The organism is Neisseria zalophi, assembly GCF_008807015.1.
Classification (GTDB): domain Bacteria; phylum Pseudomonadota; class Gammaproteobacteria; order Burkholderiales; family Neisseriaceae; genus Neisseria; species Neisseria zalophi.
This window is the reverse complement of record NZ_CP031700.1, coordinates 1,680,706-1,704,685: the sequence shown is the minus strand read 5'-3', so window position 1 is coordinate 1,704,685 and position 23,980 is coordinate 1,680,706. Positions and strand designations below refer to the sequence as shown.

Below are 23,980 nucleotides of genomic sequence, written 5' to 3'. Positions count from 1 at the left end.
ACGATAATATTTAATCTGATTTATTTGCACACATTACAAAATAATTGGCCGTCTGAAAATTTTCAGACGGCCTACTTAATTGATAAATAAACCTAGATTAAAAATAACAAAATAATTAATTTAAATATGGTGTAGGATTCACTGCTTTTCCGTTAATACGGACTTCAAAATGCAACTTCACCCGGTCGGTATCGCTGCTGCCCATAGTGGCAATAGCCTGGCCGGCTTTTACAGTTTGCCCTTTTCTTACTAAGAAGGTATCGTTATGGGCATAAGCTGTTAGTGTGTTGCTGTTGTGGCTGATTAAAATCAGTTTCCCATAGCCGCGTAAACCTTCGGCTGCATATAGTACTTTACCATCGGCCGCCGCCCTAATGGGGGTGCCGCGTACACCGCTGATATCGATGCCTTTATTTGAAGTGCCGTTGTATGCTTTAATAATATTGGCTTTTCCATCATCTACTGGCCATTGCATATGCAGGCGGTTGGTTGGGCTAACCGTGCTTGTCGAGTGGGAACGAGAAGACGACGTTGAAGAAGAGGTGGAACGAACACGCAAGACTTGCCCGACTTCTATTTTAGAAGGATCTCTTAAATTGTTCCATGCCGCTAATGTATTGGGGCTTTGACCGAAACGTAAGCCAATACGGTAAAGGTTGTCACCACGCTGTACGCGGTAATGTCCTTCAGGTACAGGGCCGTCCGTAGGTGTGCCCGCACAGGCGGCCAATACGGCTAAAGAGAGAAGCGCTGCATGTTTTTTTAGAGTGGTATAAAAAGGGATTTGTATATTCATGGGCGTAAGGATAGCAAATTTTCCCCCTGTTATGACACGTTCAGACAGCATTTGCTATTAAGCTTTACTTTTTTTTACGACTTGGATTTTACTCGTTTTGACAACTGTCATGCTTGAAAGGGACAGTGATTGGCTCTATTTTAGCGGTTTAGATAACAATCAATATTATCAAGGAAAACATTATGCGTTTTTTCGGTATCGGGTTTTTGGTACTGTTGTTTTTGGAAATCATGTCTATCGTATGGGTAGCGGATTTTATGGGAGGTGCTGCAACATTTGGCTTGATGATTCTTAGTTTTGTGGTAGGTATGATGATGTTGAGGCATACTGGTCTTTCCGGTGTGTTTTTGGCAGGTGCGGCAATTCGTTCGGGCGAACAAATTTCTATGTATGAAATGCTATGGCCGATACGTTATGCGGTTGCAGCACTTTTATTTATGAGTCCGGGTTTTGTTTCTTTGCTGATCGGATTGTTTTTGCTGTTGCCTTTTAAAGGTAAGCCTATTGCCACGATGCAGCAGCAGACATTCGGTAGTGGTCGCGGTGAAAATCCCTTTACCAAACCGCATACTCAGGATAATGATGACGTTATTGAAGGTGAATACACGGTGACTAGGCCGTCTGAAAAAGATAAACAAAATTATATCGAACACAAACCCGATTAAGCAGAAAATGTTTGTCATTCTTTTCAAGGCCGTCTGAAAAAAATTCAGACGGCCTTGAACATTGCCAAAGCATGGAAAAATAGTTCAGTCTATTATGTGTAAATTATCGTTCAGACCAAATACAAGAAATGTTATACTTAACAACTTAATGCAACACGGAGCACCTCGAATATCAATTCGGGACAACAGATATATAAATATGAGCAGAATTCAGCAAGTTTTTAACAAACAGAGCGGTAGCAAGGCTCTGATTCCCTATATTACTGTCGGCGATCCTGATATCCGGACTACATTGGCTTTAATGCACAGTATGGCGGCAAACGGTGCCGACATTATCGAGCTGGGCGTGCCTTTTTCCGATCCGATGGCAGATGGCCCCACTATACAACGGGCGGCGGAACGTGCTTTAGCCAAAGGCATTTCATTGAGTGATGTATTGGATTTGGTGAAAGCTTTCCGAGAAACCAACCAAACAACACCGGTTATTTTGATGGGCTATCTGAATCCTGTGCATAAAATGGGCTATGCTGAGTTTGCCCAACGTGCGGCAGAAGCAGGTGTCGACGGTGTATTAACCGTTGATTCGCCCGTGGAAACCATTTCACCGTTATACGATAGCTTAAAAGCCAACGGCTTGGATTGTATTTTCCTAATTGCTCCGACAACCGACGAAGAACGGATGGCGGCTATCGGTAAATTGGCAAGCGGTTTTGTTTATTATGTTTCTCTGAAGGGTGTTACTGGTTCGGCTTCGTTAAATACCGATGAAGTCGCTGCCAAGCTGGCGGTTTTACGCCGCCATATCCAAGTACCTATCGGTGTCGGTTTTGGCATTTCGGATGCAGACAGCGCGCGTAAAATCGCTGCGGTGGCTGATGCGGTGATTATCGGTAGCCGTATTGTAAAAGAAATAGAAAGCCACTCAGGCAGTGAAGCAGAAGCGGTTGGTGCATTGGTTGCCACGCTAAAAGCTGCTATTTAGAAATCGTGTCAGGCTATAAAGCAGATTGTTAAATAAAAATAGCGGTTGCCAATCCGACTCTTGCTGGCTTATATTGGCGGCCATATTTTCAAAAATACGTTACTTCTATTTATTTTGTGGTTATCCCTCATATACCATTCATAATAATGACTTAATATTTTCGGTTTCTAGCAGATGCCGTATCAATAATATTAAGACGCCAACCAAACCGCGGTATGTATAAATATATAGCCGCAGGCGGCAAAATAAGCCGTCCGAAAACAATAAAGGAGCTTTCAATGAGCTGGTTAGATAAAATCCTTCCTCCTAAAATCAAACGTGAAGACAAAAACGAATCTACTGTTCCGGAAGGATTATGGTATAAGTGCCCCAATTGTTCCGCTACGCTTTATACAACTGATTTGCAGCAAAACCAACAGGTTTGCCCGAAATGTGACTATCATAATCCTTTGTCTGCCCGTGAACGGATTAATTTGTTGCTTGATGAAGAAGGGCGTGAGGAGATAGGTGCCAATGTCAAACCGGTAGATATTCTGAAATTTAAAGATAGTAAAAAATATCCTGACCGGCTTTCTGCCGCACGTAAAGCAACCGGAGAAGATGATGCATTGGTGGTGATGAAAGGTACGATGAACGGCTTGCCTGTTGTGGTTGCTTCTTTCGAATTCCGCTTTATCGGCGGCTCTATGGGTTCGGTTGTAGGAGAGCGCTTTGTCGAGGGTGTGCGCCGTGCCGCCGCCGATAATTGCTCATTTATCTGTGTGGCTGCTTCCGGTGGTGCCCGTATGCAGGAAGGTTTGAGCTCCTTGATGCAGATGACGAAAACCAGTGCCTCTCTTCATTTGCTTTCTGAGAAAAATTTACCGTTTATTTCGGTTTTAACCGATCCGACTATGGGCGGCGTGTCGGCCAGTTTTGCTTTCTTGGGCGATATTGTGTTGGCCGAACCGAAAGCATTAATTGGTTTTGCCGGTCCGCGTGTGATTGAGCAAACCGTACGCGAAACCTTGCCTGAAGGTTTCCAACGTGCCGAGTTTTTATTGGAAAAAGGGGCGATTGATCAGATTGTCGACCGCCGTGAAATGAAAACCCGTATTAGCAATCTGATTACTTTGTTGCGCCGTCAGGAAGCGGTTACCTTGCCGGTATAATCGGATAAATATAAAAACAAGGCCGTCTGAAAAGTCAGACGGCCTTGTTTTTATAGAAAAAAGTGACGTTGATTATTCACTTTAACATAATATTTTTAGGGATGTGCGATATAGGCATAAGCAGAGTGATTGTGTATGGATTCGAAGTTTTCACTTTCGACAATAAATCCGCATATACGTTTATCGGCCAATAAACGGGTGGCAATATCACGTACCATATCTTCGACGAATTTGGGGTTTTCGTAGGCCTGTTCTGTCACGAATTTTTCATCAGGGCGTTTGAGTAAGCCGTAAAGCTGGCAGGATGCTTGCGATTCCACACAATCAATCACTTCTTCGATGCCGATTTCGCTGCTGCAAGTGAGGGTAACGGTTACATGTGAGCGTTGATTGTGGGCGCCGTATTGTGAGATTTCTTTAGAGCACGGACACAAGCTGGTAACGGGTACGAGCACTTTAAGCGTATGACTGTATTCGCCGTTTTTGATTTCGCCGGTGAGGGTGACATCATAATCAAGCATGGATTGGATGCCTGAAACCGGTGCAGCTTTTTTACGGAAAAACGGAAACGATATGCTGATTTTGCCGGAATGCGAGTCCAGCAATGTCGTCATTTCTTCCGTAAGTGTGTGTAGACGGTCGAAAGATAAGGCTTCGGTTTGTTTTTCCATGAGTGCGACGAAGCGCGACATGTGCGTGCCTTTTTGATCGGCAGGCAGATAGACGGTCATGGTTAGGCGGGCAACTGTATTTTGCCGACCTTCGGCAGTATCCAGTGTAATAGGAAAACGTAAGTCTTTAATACCGACCTGATTAATCGGTAGGTTGCGTAAATCGCGAGTGGATTGCACGTCTGCAATGGCGTTCATGCGGTAGATTTCCTTTGAATCGAAAAGGCTGAAAGCCTTTATGTGTGGGTGTTTGCCCGAAAATACAAGGCCGGTTGAAACGGTTTTTTCAGACGGCCTGTGCGGTATCTGTAATCGTTTGCTTTTCATTTTAGCGGTTAATTATATCACTTGGATTTCTGCATAACATTGATTGTGTCTATTTTTTAGATAGTGATAGAATTTATCTACCTCCACTCGAAAGGTTTTGTCATGAAATTTGCTACCGAAGCCATCCACAGCAGTTATGATTCCGATGAACACAATCGTGCGATTATGCCGCCGATTTATCAGAACAGTATGTTCCGGCTCAAAGCCATCGGTGAGAATGTGCCGTTTCGTTATGCACGCTTAAGCAATCCGACCCGAAAGGTTTTGGAAGATACGGTTGCAGCATTGGAACATGGCGCGGCCGGATTTGCTTTTAGTAGTGGTATGGCCGGTATTGATTGTGTATACCGTACTTTTCTGCGGCCGGGCGATACCATTATCGCGGTAAGTGATATTTACGGTGGCAGCTACGATTTACTCACCGAAGTTTATGCACAATGGGGGGTGAATGTGGTGTTTGCCGATTTAACCGATGCTGGTAATTTTGATAAGGTGTTGGCGGAAAATAGCAACGTAAAAATGTTGTGGCTGGAAACGCCGTCTAATCCTTTGTTGAGGTTGGTTGATATTCCTGCGTTGGCGAAGAAAGCCAAGGCGGCCGGCGTGTTGGTGGGTATGGACAATACGTTTGCTTCACCTTATTTGCAAAATCCGCTCGATATGGACTGTGATATTGTGTTTCATTCGGCAACCAAATATTTATGCGGGCATTCCGATGTATTGATGGGTGTAGTGGTGGTAAAAAGCGAAGCTTTGGCCAAACCTATGCGTTCGATGATGGTGAATACCGGTGGTGTAGCTGGGCCGATGGACTGCGCTTTGGTGTTGCGCGGCATTAAAACCTTGGCATTACGCATGCAGCGGCATTGTGAAAATGCTTTGGAATTGGCAAGGCGTTTGGAACAACATCCTGCCGTTGAAAAAGTGTTTTACCCGGGGCTGCCTTCGCATGAGCATCATGAATTGGCCAAACGGCAGATGCGCGGTTTCGGTGGTGTGGTAACGATTTGGTTAAAAAATGATACGAAAGAAGCGGCAAACAGCGTGATTCAAAATCTGAATATTATTCAGATGGCTTCCAGTCTGGGCGGCGTGGAAAGTTTGGTGAACCATTGCTATTCACAATCACACAGCGGCGTACCTCATGAAATTAAAACGGCTGCCGGTATTAAAGTGGGTTTATTGCGCTTTTCGGTAGGAGTGGAAGATATTGAAGATATTTGGGCAGATGTATCCGCTGCTTTAGATGTTTCTTTAAACACCTAATAGGCCGTCTGAAAGGTTTGAAGTAAGTTGTAAAATAAGATGTTGTTAATAGGGGGCGGATAGCGCCCCCTTATTGCATGGGTTAAATGATGGTTTGGATTATAATTAAAATTAACAGTTTGGAATGATAATCTTTACTGTTTATGGCGCTATGATGTATTTAAGTACGGTTAAGTTGTCTCGAGCCTGATAGTGTATTAGGCAATGCGGTGAAATTAAAGTCGGAGGGGTTGTTATGAATGCACCATTATCTTCTGAATCTATGAGCACTTTATCGGAAACCATGTTGATTACTTTATGGGCAAAAGCAGTCGAATATGACCGCCCTGATGCATTGATTCGCGATGCGGTTGCAGCTGATATGCTGAAACAGATAGATTATGATTTTAGCATTTTTGCCAAGTCCAAAATGTCTCAACCAGGATGCTGCGGTCGGGCAGCTTTATTTGATGAAGAAATCAAGCGGTTTTTGGCGGAATATCCCGATGCGGTCGTGGTGCAATTGGGGGCGGGCTTGGATGCACGTTTTGAGCGCTTGGGCAAACCTGCGGTTACGGCTTGGTATGATTTGGATTTGTCGGATGTGATTGAGGTGCGCCGTCATTTGTTGCCCGAGTCGGGTAATGTGTATTTGAGCGGTTCGATGTTTGACGAGGAGTGGGCAAAAACTGTTGCGGCTCATGGAAAACCAGTGTTGTTGGTGATTGAAGGGGTATTGATGTATTTCAAATTGGCCGAAGTTCAGGCATTTTTTGCCATGATCGGCCGTTTGCTGCCGAGGGTATCGGTTATTTTCGATATGGTTCCTACCATAGCCGTAGGGCGTGCCAAGCACCATGATGCACTGGGTAAAATGAGTAAAAACCGCCCTGAATTTGAATGGTCGTTAAAAGAGCCGAAAGAAATGGAACAGTGGCAATCTGGTCTGCGTGTCAGCCGTGTGCTTTTTCTAAGTGATTACTGTGGCCACCGCTACCCTTGGCTATTTCAAATGATTTACCGCACCAAATGGGGGCGGCGGGTTTTTGATCAACGTATTATCCGTGTTGATTTGGTGTAAAAAGATGAATAGTGAAATAAGTGATGATTAAAGATGATGAGGGGCCGTCTGAAACATTTCAGACGGCTTTATTTTTATTTGATGGCTAAAATGTATACAGAATTAAAATGATTCGATAAGCATCAATATTATTACGCCCAAAAATAGATTTATTGCTTGGTATACGGATAAAAAGCCGTTATAATAATCAATCTTTGGCGGGTCTCCCCGCATGGTAATTCGGAGCAACGGGTCAGGGGCGGAAGCCAGCAGCCCACTCTGATGCGCTAGTGCCGGGGGTTTGGCTCGCCGCCCTTATTCCTAAAGCACCGATTGCAATCACGCCGTCGGTGCTTTTGTTTTAATATTTGATATTGATGCGGTTGTTTGTTTAGCTATTGGAAAAAATATGTCGGTTAACCATTATGAAAATTTCCCTGTCGGCTCGCTGGTATTGCCGCGGCGTTTGCGTAAACCTATTCATGCCGTTTATGCGTTTGCCCGCACTGCCGATGATATTGCCGATGAAGGGGAAGCTTCCAATAGTGAACGCTTGCAACAATTGGATGCGCTGTCGGCGCAATTGGATGCCATTGCCCGTGGTGAAACGCCACAAACCGCGATGATGCAACATTTGCAAACCCGTGCTATCCAACCGTTCAATCTGCCGTTGCAGCCGTTTTATGATTTGCTCTCAGCATTTAAGCAGGATGTAGAAAAAAAACGTTATCAGAATTTTGGCGAATTGGTGGATTATTGCCGCCGCTCTGCCAATCCTGTCGGCAGGATTATGCTGCATCTTTATGGCGAACATGATCCGCTCAGTATTGCCCAAAGCGATGGTATTTGTACCGCTTTGCAATTGATTAATTTCTGGCAGGATGTGGCGGTGGATTGGGAAAAAAACCGAGTGTATCTGCCGCAAGACGATTTGGTTAAATTCGGTGTGACCGAAGCACAAATTGCGGCCGGAAAAGCCGATTTTGCCTTTCAGCGTTTGATGGCTTACCAATGCGAACGTGCCCATAAAATGCTGAAAGCCGGTTCGCCTTTGGGTAAAACGTTAAAAGGGCGCATCGGTTTCGAATTGCGCATGATTATGCTCGGCGGCCAACAAATTTTAAATAAACTGTCTAACAATCAATACAATGTATTTGAAAACAGGCCGAAGCTGGAAGCCAAAGACTGGTGGGTGATTGTGAAGCGTGCTGTTTTGAAAAAATAGCGGCCGATGTGATTTACCGCCGCTGTCGTGATTTGATTTCGTATCGTAAAATTTTTAGATCAATGTTCCGGGCGACCGTTAAAAAATTCGGTGGCGCCGCTTTCAAAAAAACTCTGCAAAATTGCCTGTGCGGCAACCTGATCCAATACCTGTTTTTGTTTTTTACCGAACACTTGCGCTTCGGCTAACAGGCTTTCGGCATAGAGGGACGACATGCGTTCGTCTACCCAATAAACCGGCAGCTTGAAACGGCCTTGTAGGCGTTGGCCGAATTTTCGGCTCAGGCGGGTCATTTCGTGTTCAGTGCCGTCGGTGTGGAAAGGCAGGCCGACAACCAGTTGCTTCGGCTGCCATTCTTGCAATAATTTACCGATGGTTTCAAATTTGGCTTCGTTGCTGTTTCCGGTAACCGTGGTAATGGGGTGGGCAGTACCGACTTCGGCATCCCCTTCGGCCACACCGATGCGGGCTTCGCCGAAATCAAAAGCCAAAGTGGTGCCGTTAGGGGCTTTAAGCATGCCCGGCACCATTCATAATCAAGCTGGGATTAACGCCGATTTTGGCAAAAGCGGCGCCATAGCGTTCACCATAGGGCAGATCAAATAAAATATGGGTATCGGCGGGCACGGTAACCCAAGCATTATCGGCTAATTCTTGTTCGAGCTGGCCGGGTTCCCAACTGGCATAACCAATGCTGACAACGGCTTTATCTACTGTGTCGGGTTGCGCCAGATTTTCAATAATATCGCGCGAGGTGGTGAGGGCGATATTGTCGTTCACAATCAGACTGTTCTGCCAATTGCCTACGGGAGTGTGGACAACATAACCGCGGTCGATTTGCACGGGGCCGCCCATCATGACCCATTCGTTTTGAAAACGTTCGGGGATAGTGGTATCGGCGGCGGCGAAGATTAAATCCATCGTTACCGGTGAGGGTTTGTTAATCACCACACCCATGGCGCCTTCGTCATTGTGTTGGCACAAATAAACCACGCTGCCTTCAAAGAAAGGATCATCCATAGATGGCATGGCTACCAGAAAATGGTCGGCTAAATTCATAGTAAGGATTTTTCTCTAGATAATTTATATTGATTTAAATGGGGGCTGGTGTGTGTTTTACAAGTATTTGGAAGGTAGGGAATAAAAGTTTCGGAAGTGTTATGTAAACAGGCCGTCTGAATGGTTTTCAGACGGCTTGTTTGTTAATATAAGTAATTGAATCAAATAATGAATATTTATTTTATATTTTGGATAAACAGCTTGAAACGGCGATGGCTGTTTCGCCCGAGCGTTTAGGCTTTGCGCTGCATAACGGCGGCAAAAAAGCCGTCGGTTTGGTGCTGTTCTGTGTTCAGCCGCAGATAGGTGCCGGTATCCAAATCCACTTTGGCGGCCTGCAATAATTCGGCGCAGTTTAATAATTCAAACTCGGGATGTTCGGTCAGAAACCGCTCAACTTGCTGCTCGTTTTCTTCCGGCAAAATACTGCATGTGGCATAGACCAAACGGCCTTTTTCTTTCACCAGTTTGGCGGCGGCTTCAAGAATATTGTGTTGTTGTTCGAGCAGCTTGGCCACGGTTTCGGGCGATTGGCGGTATTTTAAATCGGGATTGCGGCGCAGAGTACCCAAGCCGGAGCAGGGCGCATCGACCAATACACGGTCGGCTTTGCCGTTTAAGCGGCCGATACGGGCATCGTTTTCATGGCTGATGCGTTCGGGGTGGATATTGGTTAATCCTGCGCGCACCATACGCGGTTTCAGATTGGCTAGGCGTTTTTCGGCAATATCGAATGCATAGATGCGCCCTTTGTTGGCCATCATCGCACCGATAGCCAGTGTTTTCCCGCCGGCGCCGGCACAAAAATCAACCACGATTTCCCCACGTTTGGCGCCAAGCAATAAGGCCAGCAGTTGGCTGCCTTCGTCTTGCACTTCCAAGGTGCCGTCGAGAAACAGCGGGTGTTTATTGAGGGCGGATTTGTCGTTTAGGCGGATACCCCACGGCGAATAGGGGGTGATTTCGGCGGGCAGCCCTTCGTTTTGCAGGGCAGCGGCCACTTTATCGCGTTTGCCGTTGAGGGTATTTACGCGTAAATCGAGTGGGGCGGGGTGGTTGATACTGCGGCCGAATGCGAGCAGGGCTTGCTCATCCCAATAGGGTTTCATTTGGCTGATTAACCATTCGGGCAGTTCCGCTGCGGTATTGAGGCCGTCTGAAAATGTGGTTTTCAAGCTTTTCAGATGGCTTAAAAATTCATGCTCTTCTTCATCAATCAAATCGGCAAGCTGGCTGATATTCATGCCGCGCCCGACAACCAAAGCGGCTAAGGCTGCTTTTTTCGGCTGTGCATGGGGGCGGCGGATAACGGCGGCGATTTTCTGATAATGGCGCAAAGCGGCAAAAGCGGTTTCGGCAATTTCGTGACGGTCTTGGCGGCCGAGTTTTTTGTGTTGGCGGAAATAGGCAGAAAGCACGGCGTCGGCCGGTTGTTTGAAAGTCAGCATGTCGGATAAGACGGAGGCGGTGTGGTCGAGTTGGGCGGGAGTCATGATTCTGCTTTATTAAAATAGGGAAAACGGGCAATTATACGCGAATAAGGAAGCGTGCTAAACGGGCAAGATAATAGGCCGTCTGAAACGATATTATTAAAGGTGCGGCGTGATAGAGTGTTGCCTCAACTTACCATTCGCCACGTTTGATTTTTTCAATCTGGCGGCGGTCGCGTTTGGTCGGCCTGCCGTCGGGATAGGCGGCGCTGACACGGCTGGCTTGGTCGAGCAGTTTTTGCTCTTCGCGGCGGGTGGCGGTGGCGGCATCTTCTTCGTATAACAGTCGGGCTTCGGGAGCGGGGCGGCGTTGGTGGTTCAATGCCAAAACTTTGATTTTATACGGCAGGGAATTTAAGGTTAGATCGATGGTATCGCCGGTGCTGATGTTTTTGCTGTTTTTCACCTTTGAGCCGTTTACCTGCACACGCCCTAATTCGATGTGTTTTTGTGCGAGCGCACGGGTTTTAAAAAAGCGTGCCGCCCACAACCATTTGTCGAGCCGCATGGCTGTTTGCTCATTCTTCTTGTTCATAGTGCTGTGATTATGGATTGAAGTATCGCTGAGTTTAGCATAAGATTGGCAATCCGGCTTGATAAGAGTCTTTATACTAAATAGCCCGGAAAGCCAGTAAAAACAGCTATTTTACAGCTATTTTATGGAAACGGAGCAAATGTATCCGACCGGCTTTACAGGCAAAACCCTGCCCAATTTTTTGTTATTAGCGTATGATAACGACCGAATACTATTGATATAAGAGCATGAAACATGTCATTAAATATGAAACCCGTTTTTCTGGATTTTGAGCAACCGATTGCCGAACTAACCAAAAAAATCGACGAACTGCGCTTTGTGCAAGGCGAATCCGCCGTAGATATTTCCGATGAAATTACCCGCCTGCAAAAGAAAAGCAATGATTTGACCAAGTCGATTTTCAATAAACTCACCCCCGTTCAAATCTCACAAGTATCACGCCATCCGCAACGCCCGTATACCCTCGATTATATCGATGCGATTTTCACTGATTTTGAAGAATTACATGGCGACCGCCATTATGCTGACGATAAAGCGATTATCGGTGGTTTGGCGCGTTTCAATGGTCAAAGCGTGGTGGTTATCGGCCATCAGAAAGGCCGCGATACCAAAGAAAAAATCCGTAGAAATTTCGGTATGCCGCGCCCCGAAGGCTACCGCAAAGCCTTGCGCCTGATGCAGACGGCGGAAAAATTCCATTTGCCGGTAATGACTTTTGTCGACACCCCCGGCGCCTATCCCGGTATTGATGCCGAAGAGCGTAACCAATCTGAAGCCATCGGCCGCAATCTATACGAGCTGACTAAACTGCGCGTGCCGGTATTGTGTACCATTATCGGCGAGGGTGGTTCCGGTGGTGCGTTGGCGATTGCCGTAGGCGATTATATCAACATGCTGCAATATTCCACTTATTCGGTGATTTCACCGGAGGGCTGTGCGTCTATTTTATGGAAAACCGCCGAAAAAGCTCCTGAAGCTGCTCAGGCTTTGGGGATTACCGCAAAACGCCTGTCGGAGTTAGGTTTGATTGACCGCACGATTGAAGAACCTTTAGGTGGCGCACATCGCGACCATGCCGAAATCACCAAACGGGTGAAAGAGGTATTGGCCGAGCAGTTGCGTGAGGCGCAAGATATGCCGCTATCCGATTTGCTGACCCGCCGTTTCGACCGCATTATGGCTTATGGTAAATTTACCGAGAAATAAGCAGGTAGAAGATTGAAGATGTAAAAAACAGGCTGATTAGCCTGTTTTTTATTTGGGTTTTCAGACGGCCTTGAGTTTTTACAGGCCGTCTGAAAATAGGGATGCCGTGTAAACCGTTTTATTTTTTATAGTGTGGTATGAACAGGGTCGGTATGTACAATCACATCCGCCTCTTCGAATAAGGCTTTGATTTTATCCTCCACACTTTTAGCCGCCTGATGCGACGTTTCCAAACTCATGGCACCATCCATACTGATATGTAGCTGAACAAACACTGTATTGCCGGCTTGGCGGGTTTTTAAATTGTGCACACCTGCTACGGCGTTTACCGATAAAGCCGCCTGCCGGATAGCGTTAAGCGTTTCGGCGGAAAGTGTTTTATCCATCAGCGTGTTCACCGCGCCTTTACCGATATCGGCGGCATTTTTAAACATCCACACCGCTAAGCCCAACGCCAGCCAAGCATCGGCTGTATGCCAACCGTAGGCTGCCATCACCAAAGCAGCCAGCACCACCGCATTCGATAAAATATCGCTCAGATAATGCAGGCGGTCGGCTTCCACCGCTTGGGAAACGGTTTGCCGCAATACATAACGCTGAAAAGTCACCAACGCCAGCGTAACGGCAACGGATATCAGCATCACGCCGATACCCCAGCCGGTATACTGTACTTGTTCGGGGTTGATTAAACGATGAACGGCGTTGAGCAATAGAAAAACCGCCGAACCGCCGATAAAAGCCGATTGGGCCAGCGCCGATAAACCCTCCGCTTTACCATGCCCGAACGTGTGGTTAGCATCTGCCGGCTTTAAAGCCACCCGCACGGCGATTAAATTCAGTGCACTGGCGGCCAGATCAATCAAGGAATCTGCAAAACTGGCCAGAATACTCACCGAACCACTCAACAGCCATGCCGCCGCTTTTAAGAGCACTAAAAACACGGCTGTCAGCGTTGAGGCATAGGTTGCCATCGTTAACCATTTTTGTCGTGATAAAGCCACGCTGAAACTCCTTTACACCATTGTAATTTTTCGGGGATACCGAAAACCCCGATTATTCAGACGCCGGCTTTCAAACTTTGTTCGAAGTCTTCCAGCATATCCAATTCAAAGCGGCTGAACCCCGCCTGTTCGCGGGCTTCGATATTCACATAACCACGGAAAATAAAAAGATCATAGCGGGCGACAAGGTTGCGGAATAAGGCCGTCGGTTCCAAGCCGCGTTCCGCGCATAAATACTGATACCAGCGGTTGCCCGTTTTCACATGGCCGATTTCATCGCGGTAGATAATATCGAGCACATCGCAGGTTGCCAAATCGCCTTTTTGGGCAACTTTTGCGCGTATGGCGGGGGTAACGTCCAAACCGCGGGCTTCCAATACGCGCGGCACCAAAGCCATGCGCAACAGCGGATCGAAAGCGGTTTTATAGGCCATGTCCCATAAATGGTTATGCGCTTCGAAATCGCCGTAATCAAAGCCGTATGCCTGCAAACGGCCGCGCATCAGTTGGAAATGATAGGCTTCTTCTTTGGCGATGCGAATCCAATCGCCCGTGAAGGCAGTGGGCAGGTTGCGGAAGCGGTAGGCCGCATCCAAAGCCAGATTGATGGCGTTGAATTCAATATGGCAGATGGCATGCAGCATGGCGGCGTAGCCTTCCGGCGTATTCATTTTGCGGGCGCGTACGGCGCGGGAGGGTACGAGTTCGGGTTTGGCGGGGCGGCCGGCTTCGCGGAAATCGAGCGGTTTTTCAGACGGCCGGTTATCGAAAAGGCCGTCTGAAAAACCGGAAAAAATCAGGGCGGTTTGGCGGCATTTTTCTTCGGGGCTGCTTGCCTGTAAGGCCGATAAAAGTGCGGGGTAAACGGATTGTGTTGTATTCATGTGATACATTTTACGGGTAAACAAGGTTTAAATTCAGGTTAAGCAAGCCGTGATTTTACCCTTGTTCATAAGCGTTTAGGCATTCAGACGGCCTTTACACACAAGCCATAATAATTTCAAAAAAACTCAAAGTATTGTATTTTCAGCAAAAAGGCTTAATATAGCCCTTGCCGTTCTGCACACAGCAGACGAATTTATTTCCGAAAAAGGAACATTTTTATGACACAAAAGAAGATTTTATTCCCCGCTTTCGCCACCCTGTTTGCTTTGGGTATCGGCAGTGCCCAAGCAGGTGCGATTGATGCGCTGAAAAAATTCAACACCGATGCCGACGGCATTAGTGGTAGCTTTACCCAAACCGTAAAAAACAAAAAGAAAACCCAAACCACCAGCGGCTCTTTCCAAATTTTGCGCCCTGGCTTGTTTAAATGGCAATACACCAAACCCTACAAACAAACCATTGTCGGCGACGGCAAAACCATTTGGCTTTACGACGTTGATTTGGCACAGGTAACCAAATCTTCACAAGATCAAACCATCGGCGACAGCCCGGCCGCTATTTTGTCGAACAAATCGGCACTTGACAGCAGCTACACCCTAAAAGAAGACGGCTCGGCCGGCGGCATTGATTATGTACGCGCCACGCCCAAGAAAAACAATGCCGGATATCAATATATCCGCATCGGTTTCAAAGGCGAAGCCTTAGCCGCCATGCAGCTGAAAGACGGATTCGGCAATGAAACCACCATCCGCTTCAGCAATTTGAATATGCAGCCCAAACTTTCCCGCAGCGCCTTTAGCTTTACCCCGCCCAAAGGCGTGGATGTATTGAGTAATTAATTTTTAGGGTGTTTGCCCTATAACGGGATAACAGGCCGTCTGAATCAATATTTCAGACGGCCTGATTTATGAATGGGCGGATTGCATACATGTAGGGGCGGATTAAATATCCGCCCCTACATCGGTGTGTTTTTTATTTGTCATATATTTTATGGCTCCCCCAATGCCGGTTAGATTTGCCGGTGATACATGATAGAATCTACCGTTTTCAATTTATTCAGGCCGTCTGAAAATGTTTGAAAACCTTATTTTCAGACGGCCTGATTCCCTTGCTATTGCCATGACTTATTCCATTCCCGCCCCCGCTCAAAAATCCCATTGGAACGGCCTTTCCCGCGGCAGCCTGCCGTGGGCGTTGGCACAATATCTGCCGGAAAAAAAACTGAAGGTCATCCTTACCCAAGACGTAGAACAGGCATTGCGCCTGCATACCGCTTGGCAGTTTTTCCGCCCGCAAGATAACGCCGTATTCCTGCCCGATTGGGAAACGCTGCCTTACGAACGGTTTTCACCGCATCACGATTTGGTATCCGAGCGGCTTTCGGCTTTATGGCAGGTGAAAAACGGGCAGGCTGATGTTTTGATTGTGCCGGTATCCACCGCCATGCAGAAGCTGGCGCCGGTATCGTTTTTGCTCGGGCGCACATTTTGGCTGAAAACCGGGCAAACACTCGATATCGAAGCCTTGCGAGAAAATCTGGTTGAAGCCGGATACAGCAATGTTTCCAATGTGATTGCCGCCGGTGAATTTGCCATGCGCGGCGGTATTTTGGATATTTTTCCGATGGGCAGCGAACTGCCGTACCGCTTGGATTTATTCGGCGACGAAATCGACAGCATCAAAACATTCGACCCCGACAGCCAACGCACGCTGGCGCCGATTTCAGAAATCCGCCTGCTGCCCGCACATGAATTTCCTTCCGATGACGACGCGCAAAAAATATTCCGCGCCCGTTTCCGCGAAGAAATCGATGCCGACTACAATGCCGCCGCCGTTTATAAAGCCGTAAGCAGCGGCCATTACGGTGCCGGTGTCGAATATTATCTGCCGTTGTTTTTTGAAAACGAATTGGCCACCTTGTTCGACTATATCGGCGAAGACGCATTATTGGTTTTTGTCGGCGATGTGTATGCCGAAGCTTCGCGCTTTTGGGGCGATGTCAAAACCCGTTTTCAGATGGCGCAGGGCGACGAAACCTACCCGCCTTTGCATCCACGGCATTTGTATCTCAGTGAAGACCAGTTTGCAGGCCGTCTGAAACTTTATCCGCAGATATTGCCCGACTTTAGCGCACCCGAACATCAATTGCCCGATGTGGCCGTTAACCGCCAGTCGGAAACCCCGCTGGCCGCTTTAAAGCATTTTCAGACGGCCTTTAACGGGCAGGTTTTATTGTGTGCCGAAAGTGCCGGCCGCCGCGAAACCATGCTCGGCTTTTTCGCCCAGCACGGCCTCAAACCGCAAAGCGTAGACGGCTGGCAGGCATTTCTCGACAGCGGCGTAGCGTTGGCCATTACCGTAACCCCGCTGGCCTATGGCTTCCAACTGCCCGACCAACCCCCGCTGGCCGTGATTACCGAATCCGACCTCTATCAATACGTTGCCCGCAGCCGCAATGTGCGCCGCCGCAAACATGCCGCCGTTTCAGACGGCCTGTTGCGCGACTTGGCCGAAATCAATATCGGCGACCCCGTTGTTCACGAAGAACACGGTATCGGCCGCTATATGGGCTTGGTGAATATGGATTTGGGCGAGGGCGAAAACGAAATGATGCTGCTCGAATACGCCAACGAAGCCCAGCTTTATGTGCCGGTTTCGCAGCTACACCTCATCAGCCGCTATTCCGGCCATGCTCATGAAAACGTGCAGCTACACCGGCTGGGCACCGCCGCTTGGAACAAAGCCAAACGCAAAGCCGCCGAAAAAGCCCGCGATACCGCCGCCGAATTGCTGAATTTATACGCCCAACGCGCCGCCCAAGAAGGCTTTAAATTCCCACTCAACGAAATCGACTATCAAGCCTTTTCAGACGGCTTCGGCTATGAAGAAACCGAAGATCAGGCCGCTGCCATTGCCGCCGTTTTAAAAGACCTTACCCAAGGCAAACCGATGGACAGGCTGGTGTGCGGCGATGTCGGCTTCGGCAAAACCGAAGTGGCATTACGCGCCGCTTTCGTAGCCGTGATGGGCGGCAAACAAGTGGCCGTACTTGCCCCGACCACCTTATTGGTCGAGCAACACGATAAAAACTTCAGCGACCGCTTCGCCGATTTTCCGGTGAAAGTCGCCTCGCTTTCCCGTTTCAACAGCAGCAAACAAACCAAAGCTACTTTAGCGGGCATGGCCGACGGCACCGTCGATATCGTTATCGGTACGCACAAACTGGTTCAAGACGATATTGTTTTCAAAAACTTAGGCCTAGTAATTATCGACGAAGAACACCGCTTCGGCGTGCGCCAAAAAGAGCAGCTCAAACGCCTGCGCGCCAATGTCGATATTCTCACCCTCACCGCCACCCCGATTCCGCGCACCCTCAGCATGGCATTGGAAGGGCTGCGCGATTTCTCGCTGATTACCACCGCCCCCAGCCGCCGCTTGGCCGTAAAAACCTTTGTCAAACCCTTTAGCGAAGCCAGCGTACGCGAAGCCGTTTTGCGCGAACTCAAACGCGGCGGGCAGGTTTTCTTTCTGCATAACGAAGTCGACACTATCGAAAACATGCGCGAACGGCTGGAAACCCTGTTGCCCGAAGCCCGCATTGCCGTTGCCCACGGCCAATTGCGCGAGCGCGAACTCGAGCAGGTGATGCGCGACTTTTTGCAACAGCGTTTCAACGTATTATTGTGTTCCACCATTATCGAAACCGGTATCGACATCCCCAATGCCAACACCATCATTATCAACCGCGCCGATAAATTCGGCATTGCCCAACTGCACCAACTACGCGGCCGGGTAGGGCGCAGCCACCACCAAGCCTACGCCTACCTGCTCACTCCCGAATACATCAGCAAAGACGCCGAAAAACGGCTGGATGCCATTGCCGCCGCCGACGAATTGGGTGCAGGCTTCACCCTCGCCATGCAAGACCTTGAAATACGCGGCGCCGGCGAAATACTCGGCGAAGGCCAAAGCGGTGAAATGATGCAGGTCGGCTTCAGCCTCTACACCGAAATGCTCAAGCAAGCCGTGCGCGACCTCAAAAAAGGCCGCCAACCCGATTTAGACGCGCCCTTGGGTGTCACCACCGAAATCAAACTACATAGCCCCGCACTACTGCCCGAAGACTACTGCCCCGATATCCACGAACGCTTAGTGCTCTACAAACGCTTGGCTACCTGCGAAACCGAGCAGGATATCAACGCCGTACATGAAGAACTGGTCGACCGCTTCGGCCTGCCCGAACAGCCGGTTAAAACCCTGATCGAAAGCCACCGCATCCGCCTGATTGCCAAAGAAATGGGCATTGACGCCATAGACGCCACCGCCGAAGCCGCCACGTTTACCTTTGGCAAAAACAACCAAATCGACCCCGCCGATATTATTATGCTGATGCAAAGCAATAAAAATTACCGCTTGGCCGGCGCCGATAAGCTCAGAGTCAGCGCGGTGATGGACAATATAGAAACCCGCATTCAGACCGTGAAAACCGTTTTGCGGAAATTGCAGGGGAAGTGATTGGGTTGAGTGTTGGAAAGGCCGTCTGAAAGGGGTTCAGACGGCCTTTGGTATTATTCAGCCCTTTTAAAGATTCATATTTCTAATGATTCACTGTTTGTTATAATCGCCTCTTTTCTCCAATCAATATCCCCCAATGACTTCTCTTCCTAAAACTCTGGCAATTCTCGGCCCGACGGCCAGCGGTAAAACGGGTTTGGCTTTAAAAATAGCCGAACATCAGCCTGTTGAAATTATCAGTTTGGATTCTGCGCTGGTGTATCGCGATATGGATATCGGTACGGCCAAGCCGTCGGCGGCGGAGCGGGCGGCGGTGCCGCATCATTTGATTGATATTATTTCGCCTTTGCAAACGTATAGCGCTGCTGATTTTGTCCGTGATTGTGTCGGGTTGGTGCACGCTATCCGTGCGCGTGGTCGATTGCCTTTGATTGTCGGCGGGACGATGATGTATTTTCATGCGCTCACCGAAGGGCTGAACCAGTTGCCCGAAGCGGATGCGGATGTGCGCCTTGCTTTGCAGGCGGAAAAGGAAAAGCACGGCTTGGCGCATTTATATGGCCGTCTGAAAACCGTGGATCCGCTCACTGCCGCGCGTTTGGAGCCTGCCGACAGCCAGCGTATCGAACGGGCTTTGGAAGTGTTTATGCTGACGGGCAAGCCTTTGAGCAGCCATTTTGCCGAAGCCAAAAACCGTGAGCCGTTGTTGGATTTATATACTGTTGCCTTGATTCCGGAAGACCGCGCGTTATTGCATGCCCAAATAGGACGGCGTTTCCGCGATATGTTGGCGCAGGGCTTTTTAGAGGAAATGGGCCGTCTGAAACAAATATACCCGGGGTTGGGTTTGGATACGCCGTCTATGCGTTGTGTCGGCTACCGTCAGGCTTGGGAGTATTCAGACGGCCTTTATGATTATGAAACTTTTGTGGAAAAAGGCATTGCCGCCACGCGCCAGTTGGCCAAACGCCAGTTGACATGGTTGCGTAAACTTTCGGTAGATCGCTGTATTGATCCTTATCAGGGCGATATGTTGGCAACGGTTTTGGCGGATGTGCAGCGGCATTTTGCTGTATAGGGCGGGATATTTTTCAGACGGCCGATTCATTTTTTCAGTTTTATATAGTTAAATACTGTTAATAAACGTTTTCTGTGATAAAATACAAATAATTCTCAACAAGCTGTATCCGTATCGCGATGGTACGGATATTTTTAATGCTTATACCGATTAAAATCTAACGCTATCTGCTTATTTCTAATGAAACAAACATTACTTTTCCTCTCGCTGGCCGGCTGGCTGATTTCTGCCGTGGCCGCCGATGCCCCTGAAGCTGTGCAACCTAAGCCCGAATTGGAGTTAAACCTCAATACGGCCAAACCTCCGGTACTTCAAGAAAAAAACAAAGCGGCTGTTGCTGCACCGACTGCACAGGAAAAAGTGCTCGAAGTAGATGAAGCAACGCTGCTTGCCAATACGGATTTACTTAATAGAGCGATGTATTCCGCAGTGATGGTTCAAAACATACCCGGTATTAAGGTTTTGCTGCCGATTTATGAAAAATGGCCGCAACACGATAAAGAAATGGCTATGTTCGGCCGCGCACTGGTTTTGCAGGCTGAGGGCCAATCGGGCAAAGCGGTTGAGCTTTACCGCCAATTGATTGCCGAACAGCCGGATTCGTCTATTGTTCGTATGCAGATGGCTAAGGCGTTGTTTGAAGACCAGCAAAACGAGGCGGCGGCCGATCAGTTCGACCGTTTGAGAGCGGAGGCGCTGCCCGAAGAAGTTTTGCAGCTGATTGAAAGCTACCGTACCGCTCTGCGCCGCCGTGATGCGTGGCAATTTTATGGCAGCATCAATATTGCGCGTGAACAAAATATCAATCAGGCACCCGAGCAGCAACGTATCGGCAGGCAGCTGAAGGGCACCGAGTGTGAAAACTATCGGAAAATCTACCCCGGCAGCGATTGTTTCCAAGGTTGGACATTTGATAAGCCGATAGATGCAACCGGCATCAGCTATCAGGCGGGTGCAGAAAAGAAATGGTCGTTAAATAAAGGTTTTTATGCCAAAGCCGGGGCGGATCTATACGGTAAAATATACCGTTCTTATTCGCGCTATAATGATTCGACCGCACGCCTTTCAGCCGGTTTTGGCTATGCCGACCAACGCAACGATATCGGTATTACGCCGTTTCACGAGCGTCGTTTTTATGGCAATCATGCTTATAGTTATAGCAATGGTGCGCGGATTTATTGGAACCGCTGGATTAAGCCGAATCTGCAAAGCCTGACGGCGTTTGAAGCAGGCCGTCTGAAAAATAAACGGCGTGTACGTTCCGATATCAATAACCGTTTATACAGCGGGGCATTGGTTTATTATCCGAATGCGCGCCAAAACTGGTTAATCGGTACCGACTTTTATCAAGACCGCAATAAAGAAGACCGTTCCGATAATTTCAACCGCTACGGTTTGCGGGTAGGTTGGGGTCAGGAATGGAACGGCGGTTTGTCTAGCCGTGTGCAGGTTGGCGCAGCCAGACGCCTGTATCAGACGCCGAGCTTTTTCAGCCAAGGCGAACGACGTAGCGATAAAGAGTTGTATACTTCTGTATCGTTATGGCATCGGGCACTTCATTTCTACGGCATCACACCGCGTTTAACATTCAGCCACAGCCGTACTTCAAGTAATGATGTTTACTATAACCATAAGAAAAACCGTATGTTTATCGAAATGGGTAAGGTTTTTTAATTCAAGATCCAATCAAAGGCCGTCTGAAAATATTTTCAGACGGCCTTTAATCTTTTTAAGCTTTTGAGGGCGATAGCCGCCCGTTTTCCATGCGCCAAACTTCATCGGCTATTTCGGTGTCGGCCGGGTCGTGGGTAATCAGAATCATCGGTATGCCGTTTGCCTGTTGCAGTTGCAGCAGTTCTTGGCGGGTGTGGCGGCGCAGTTCGGTATCGAGGGCGGAAAAGGGTTCGTCGAGCAACAGCAGCTGCGGTTGGGTGGCAAGGGTGCGCGCCAAGGCGGTGCGCTGTTTTTGACCACCGGAAATCTGATGGGGATAGCAGTCGGCAAACGGGGTCAGTTGCATTAAATTTAACCAATAGCGCACGTTTTCAGACGGCCTTTTGGGCGGATTAAGCCAGCTATGATGCAGGCCGAATGCAATATTTTGGGCAACGGTTAAATGGGGGAACAGGGCGTAATCTTGAAACATCAGCCCGGCTTTGCGTTGTGCCGCAGGCAGGTGGTTCGGGTGGTCGAACCATGTTTGGCCGTTGATGCGGATATGGCCGCTGTCGGGTTTGAGCAGGCCGGCAATCAGCCGCAGGGTGAGGCTTTTGCCTGAACCGGATGCGCCGATTAACACCAATTTTTTCGCATCGGAATGCAGGCGGATGTCTAGTTTGAAAGCGGGCAGTTGTTTGCGGATATCGATATCGAACAGCATCAGCTTCTCCCGTCGCGTGCGCGTGCCAGATGGCTGATAGCGAGTAAGATAACGATGCAAACTGCCGAAATCAGCAATACCAAGCCGTTGGCCAGCCCGTCTTCTCCGGCTTGAACCGCTTCGTAAACGGCTATCGAGAGGGTTTGCGTTTGCCCGGGAATACTGCCGGCAATCATGAGCGTGGCGCCGAATTCGCCGAGCGCGCGGGCAAAGGCCAATAGGATGCCCGCCAGAATGCCGCGCCATGCCATCGGCAGGCTGACACGGAAAAATACCGCCCAAGGGCGTAAACCCAATACTTCGGCGGCTTGTTCAAGCTGCGGGTTCACGCTTTCGAAAGCCGCCCGTGCCGGTTTGAAAACCAAAGGGAAAGTCACCAAAGCGGCCGCGATGACGGCACCCTGCCAAGTAAACACCAATTGAATATCCAAAGTATCTTTCAGCCAGCCGCCGAATGTGCTGTTGCGCCCCAATAAAACCAACAGGTAATAGCCCAAAACCGTCGGCGGCATCACCATCGGCAGCGTTATTAGGGTGTCGAGCAGGTCGCGGCCGGGAAAGCGGCAGCGTGCCAGCATAAATCCTGTGGCAGTGCCGAGAATGATATTGAGCAGGGTGGCCGTTCCGGCTACTTTTAAAGAAAGCAGTAGGGTAACGGATAGGGCTTCGGTCATGTTTCCGTGCTTTCTGCGGCTGCCGTTTTCAGACGGCATCGGCATGGGCGGTTGGATAAGGGATATGGCATTAAGGTTGTTTGAAGCCGTAGCGTGCCAATATGGCGCGGCCTGCGGGCGACAATACATAGTTTACAAAACGCTGTGCTTCCGCCTGTTGCCTGCCCGAACGCGTAACGGCAATCGGATAGGAAACGGGTTTGTCGGTCGGCACCGTGCGTAAAATCCTGACTTTATTTTTCATTAAGGCGGCATCGGTCCGATACACAAAACCGACATCTACTTCGCCGCGGGCAATATAGTCTAAAGTTTGCCGCACATGCTGGGTGCGGATGATTTTGGGTTGTAATGCCTGCCACACACCGGCTTTTTGCAATGCCGCTCGGGCGTAGCTTCCTGCCGGTACGCTGTTTGGGTTGCTGACGGCAATACGTTCGAATTGCGGCTTGGTTAAGTCGGTTAGCTGCGCCAGTGTCAGCTTGCTTGTAGCAGGTGTGGCGGCGACTAAGGTGTTCCGCGCAAAGTTACGGCGGGTTTGCGGGTGGATCAGGCCCTTGGCAGCGGCTTTATCCATGGTTTCCTGATCGGCAAACGCTAATACGTCAACCGGAGCACCTTGTACGGCCTGTTGCAACAGCGTGCCGGAGCCGGCGGTATTCAGCCGCACCCTGCCGTCGGGATATTGTTGCTGATAACTTTGGGCAATATCTTTAAATGCATTGCTCAGGCTGGCGGCTGCGGATACGGTGATATCGGCGGCAGTGGCGGGCAATGCGGTTAGGGCAGTCAGTAATATCCAAACGGCTTTATGTGGTTTCATGGTTTCTCTTTGTCGGTAGCTTAAAGCATGCGGTATTATACTTGATATGTTGTTTTTGTTTTATCGGCATAAAGATGTATTCGGTAGGGGTTTGGCCGTCTGAAAGTATTGCCGGTAAGCTTATAGGGTTATTTTTCTAAATATCTATTAAAATAGTAACAATATCCGCTTATCCGTCGTTTGGATAAGAGACAATTTACGCAAACTGCTTTACT

Annotated in this window: 22 protein-coding genes and 1 other RNA gene; 12 read left to right on the top strand and 11 right to left on the bottom strand. The window is 48.7% G+C overall.

The genetic code is table 11. The features are described 5' to 3' along the window. Nucleotides 1–115: 115 nt before the first annotated feature. Entirely contained in the window at nucleotides 116–847 is a 732-nt protein-coding gene (locus tag D0T92_RS07890) for a peptidoglycan DD-metalloendopeptidase family protein (RefSeq protein ID WP_404821646.1), read from the bottom strand. Nucleotides 848–978: 131 nt separating this feature from the next. Between D0T92_RS07890 and D0T92_RS07885 the strand changes: the two genes are divergently transcribed. From D0T92_RS07885 to accD, 3 genes are all read left to right on the top strand, one after another. After that, the gene (locus tag D0T92_RS07885) at nucleotides 979–1,461 is read left to right on the top strand and encodes an FxsA family protein (RefSeq protein WP_151051786.1); all 483 of its coding nucleotides are present in this window, start codon (nucleotides 979–981) and stop codon (nucleotides 1,459–1,461) included. Nucleotides 1,462–1,660: 199 nt separating this feature from the next. Continuing rightward, nucleotides 1,661–2,443, top strand: a complete 783-nt coding sequence (gene trpA / locus D0T92_RS07880; protein ID WP_151051784.1) for a tryptophan synthase subunit alpha — start codon at nucleotides 1,661–1,663, stop codon at nucleotides 2,441–2,443. 278 nt (nucleotides 2,444–2,721) lie between these two features. After that, on the top strand, nucleotides 2,722–3,594 hold the full coding sequence (gene accD / locus D0T92_RS07875; RefSeq protein WP_151051782.1) for an acetyl-CoA carboxylase, carboxyltransferase subunit beta: 873 nt from the start codon (nucleotides 2,722–2,724) through the stop codon (nucleotides 3,592–3,594). A gap of 95 nt (nucleotides 3,595–3,689) precedes the next feature. Here accD and folE2 read toward each other — a convergent pair whose 3' ends face one another. Beyond that, complete coding sequence (gene folE2, locus D0T92_RS07870; RefSeq protein ID WP_151051780.1) at nucleotides 3,690–4,463, bottom strand: GTP cyclohydrolase FolE2; 774 nt, start codon at nucleotides 4,461–4,463, stop codon at nucleotides 3,690–3,692. A 231-nt stretch (nucleotides 4,464–4,694) separates the two neighbouring features. Here folE2 and D0T92_RS07865 point away from each other — a divergent pair, with 231 nt between their 5' ends. From D0T92_RS07865 to hpnC, 4 genes are all read left to right on the top strand, one after another. Further along, nucleotides 4,695–5,858 carry a trans-sulfuration enzyme family protein gene (locus tag D0T92_RS07865; RefSeq protein ID WP_151051778.1) on the top strand — a complete coding sequence of 388 codons (1,164 nt, stop codon included), beginning with the start codon at nucleotides 4,695–4,697 and terminating at the stop codon, nucleotides 5,856–5,858. A gap of 235 nt (nucleotides 5,859–6,093) precedes the next feature. After that, nucleotides 6,094–6,918 carry a class I SAM-dependent methyltransferase gene (locus D0T92_RS07860; protein WP_151051776.1) on the top strand — a complete coding sequence of 275 codons (825 nt, stop codon included), beginning with the start codon at nucleotides 6,094–6,096 and terminating at the stop codon, nucleotides 6,916–6,918. A 196-nt stretch (nucleotides 6,919–7,114) separates the two neighbouring features. After that, nucleotides 7,115–7,211: signal recognition particle sRNA small type (gene ffs, locus D0T92_RS07855), an RNA gene on the top strand. A gap of 95 nt (nucleotides 7,212–7,306) precedes the next feature. After that, the gene (hpnC, locus tag D0T92_RS07850) at nucleotides 7,307–8,122 is read left to right on the top strand and encodes a squalene synthase HpnC (RefSeq protein ID WP_151051774.1); all 816 of its coding nucleotides are present in this window, start codon (nucleotides 7,307–7,309) and stop codon (nucleotides 8,120–8,122) included. A gap of 59 nt (nucleotides 8,123–8,181) precedes the next feature. Here the strand turns inward: hpnC and ruvX are convergent, their stop codons facing one another. The 4 genes from ruvX to D0T92_RS07830 form a co-directional block, all read right to left on the bottom strand. Then, on the bottom strand, nucleotides 8,182–8,640 hold the full coding sequence (gene ruvX, locus D0T92_RS07845; protein ID WP_151051771.1) for a Holliday junction resolvase RuvX: 459 nt from the start codon (nucleotides 8,638–8,640) through the stop codon (nucleotides 8,182–8,184). Continuing rightward, the gene (locus D0T92_RS07840; protein ID WP_151051769.1) at nucleotides 8,633–9,181 is read right to left on the bottom strand and encodes a YqgE/AlgH family protein; all 549 of its coding nucleotides are present in this window, start codon (nucleotides 9,179–9,181) and stop codon (nucleotides 8,633–8,635) included. The genes ruvX and D0T92_RS07840 overlap by 8 nt, the downstream gene beginning before the upstream one ends. 233 nt (nucleotides 9,182–9,414) lie before the next feature. Beyond that, a complete protein-coding gene (locus tag D0T92_RS07835) occupies nucleotides 9,415–10,674 on the bottom strand; it encodes an RsmB/NOP family class I SAM-dependent RNA methyltransferase (protein WP_151051767.1) in 1,260 nt (419 codons plus the stop codon). Nucleotides 10,675–10,804: 130 nt separating this feature from the next. Beyond that, a complete protein-coding gene (locus D0T92_RS07830; RefSeq protein ID WP_151051765.1) occupies nucleotides 10,805–11,206 on the bottom strand; it encodes an RNA-binding S4 domain-containing protein in 402 nt (133 codons plus the stop codon). Nucleotides 11,207–11,452: 246 nt separating this feature from the next. On the opposite strand from D0T92_RS07830, the gene D0T92_RS07825 reads away from it, so the two are divergent. Continuing rightward, nucleotides 11,453–12,412 (top strand): acetyl-CoA carboxylase carboxyltransferase subunit alpha, encoded by a 960-nt coding sequence (locus D0T92_RS07825; protein ID WP_151051763.1) that lies wholly within the window; start codon nucleotides 11,453–11,455, stop codon nucleotides 12,410–12,412. 125 nt (nucleotides 12,413–12,537) lie between these two features. Here D0T92_RS07825 and D0T92_RS07820 read toward each other — a convergent pair whose 3' ends face one another. Together D0T92_RS07820 and D0T92_RS07815 are read right to left on the bottom strand one after the other, a co-directional pair. After that, nucleotides 12,538–13,413, bottom strand: a complete 876-nt coding sequence (locus tag D0T92_RS07820) for a cation diffusion facilitator family transporter (protein ID WP_151051761.1) — start codon at nucleotides 13,411–13,413, stop codon at nucleotides 12,538–12,540. A gap of 56 nt (nucleotides 13,414–13,469) precedes the next feature. Beyond that, nucleotides 13,470–14,297 (bottom strand): ferritin-like domain-containing protein, encoded by an 828-nt coding sequence (locus D0T92_RS07815; protein ID WP_151051759.1) that lies wholly within the window; start codon nucleotides 14,295–14,297, stop codon nucleotides 13,470–13,472. A gap of 219 nt (nucleotides 14,298–14,516) precedes the next feature. Between D0T92_RS07815 and lolA the strand changes: the two genes are divergently transcribed. The 4 genes from lolA (at nucleotide 14,517) to D0T92_RS07795 (ending at nucleotide 21,565) form a co-directional block, all read left to right on the top strand. Further along, the gene (gene lolA / locus D0T92_RS07810) at nucleotides 14,517–15,137 is read left to right on the top strand and encodes an outer membrane lipoprotein chaperone LolA (protein WP_151051757.1); all 621 of its coding nucleotides are present in this window, start codon (nucleotides 14,517–14,519) and stop codon (nucleotides 15,135–15,137) included. A gap of 280 nt (nucleotides 15,138–15,417) precedes the next feature. After that, the gene (gene mfd, locus D0T92_RS07805; protein WP_151053028.1) at nucleotides 15,418–18,813 is read left to right on the top strand and encodes a transcription-repair coupling factor; all 3,396 of its coding nucleotides are present in this window, start codon (nucleotides 15,418–15,420) and stop codon (nucleotides 18,811–18,813) included. Between the two features lie 136 nt (nucleotides 18,814–18,949). Further along, the gene (gene miaA / locus D0T92_RS07800) at nucleotides 18,950–19,891 is read left to right on the top strand and encodes a tRNA (adenosine(37)-N6)-dimethylallyltransferase MiaA (RefSeq protein WP_151051755.1); all 942 of its coding nucleotides are present in this window, start codon (nucleotides 18,950–18,952) and stop codon (nucleotides 19,889–19,891) included. 180 nt (nucleotides 19,892–20,071) lie between these two features. Continuing rightward, entirely contained in the window at nucleotides 20,072–21,565 is a 1,494-nt protein-coding gene (locus D0T92_RS07795) for a surface lipoprotein assembly modifier (protein ID WP_191963621.1), read from the top strand. 55 nt (nucleotides 21,566–21,620) lie between these two features. Here the strand turns inward: D0T92_RS07795 and D0T92_RS07790 are convergent, their stop codons facing one another. The 3 genes from D0T92_RS07790 to modA all read right to left on the bottom strand — a co-directional run bounded on the left by D0T92_RS07790 (nucleotide 21,621) and on the right by modA (nucleotide 23,765). Next, nucleotides 21,621–22,271 (bottom strand): sulfate/molybdate ABC transporter ATP-binding protein, encoded by a 651-nt coding sequence (locus tag D0T92_RS07790; protein WP_151051753.1) that lies wholly within the window; start codon nucleotides 22,269–22,271, stop codon nucleotides 21,621–21,623. After that, nucleotides 22,271–22,945, bottom strand: a complete 675-nt coding sequence (gene modB, locus D0T92_RS07785; protein ID WP_151053026.1) for a molybdate ABC transporter permease subunit — start codon at nucleotides 22,943–22,945, stop codon at nucleotides 22,271–22,273. Before modB ends, D0T92_RS07790 begins: the two co-directional genes overlap by 1 nt. A gap of 70 nt (nucleotides 22,946–23,015) precedes the next feature. After that, a complete protein-coding gene (gene modA, locus D0T92_RS07780) occupies nucleotides 23,016–23,765 on the bottom strand; it encodes a molybdate ABC transporter substrate-binding protein (protein ID WP_151051751.1) in 750 nt (249 codons plus the stop codon). Nucleotides 23,766–23,980: the final 215 nt, after the last annotated feature.